Annotated in this window: 1 pseudogene; it reads left to right on the top strand. The window is 68.3% G+C overall.

The window, feature by feature from the left end:
- A pseudogene (locus P3H15_RS54510) lies at positions 1-498 on the top strand (pyruvate dehydrogenase); the annotation flags it as partial.

Here is a 498-nt window from a genome sequence, read left to right as displayed (position 1 = left end):
TCGACGACACCCGGCCGACGGTGATCATCGCCTACACCATCAAGGGCCGCGGCCTGCCGACTCAGGGGCACCCGCAGAATCATTCGTCGTTGCTGACGGTCGAGCAGTACGAACAACTCGCGGCCGAACTGGGGATGGATCCGAACGATCCGTGGGTGCGGTTCGCCCCGGACAGCTCGGCGGGCCGGGTGTGCGCAGGCACCGCGGCGACGTTGACGCGCAAGAAGGTCGAACTCGCCACACCGCCCGCCGTCCCCGCCGACATCGGGCGCACCCCATCCGGGACGTCCACCACCCAGGCCGCGTTGGGCCGGGCGTTGCTGGATCTGTCGCGTCAGGCCCCAGACGCGGCGAAGCGGGTGGTGACGGTCAGCCCCGACGTGTCGTCGACGACGAATCTGGCGGGCTGGTTGAACAAGGTCGGGGTGTGGTCACCGAACGAGCGCCGCAACTGGTTCGACGACGACGCCGAAACGATCATGCACTGGCGGGAAAAGC

The organism is Rhodococcus sp. T2V, from assembly GCF_029269925.1.
GTDB classification, from domain to species: Bacteria; Actinomycetota; Actinomycetes; order Mycobacteriales; family Mycobacteriaceae; genus Rhodococcus_F; species Rhodococcus_F koreensis.
This window is presented reverse-complemented; position numbering and strand designations above follow the sequence as displayed.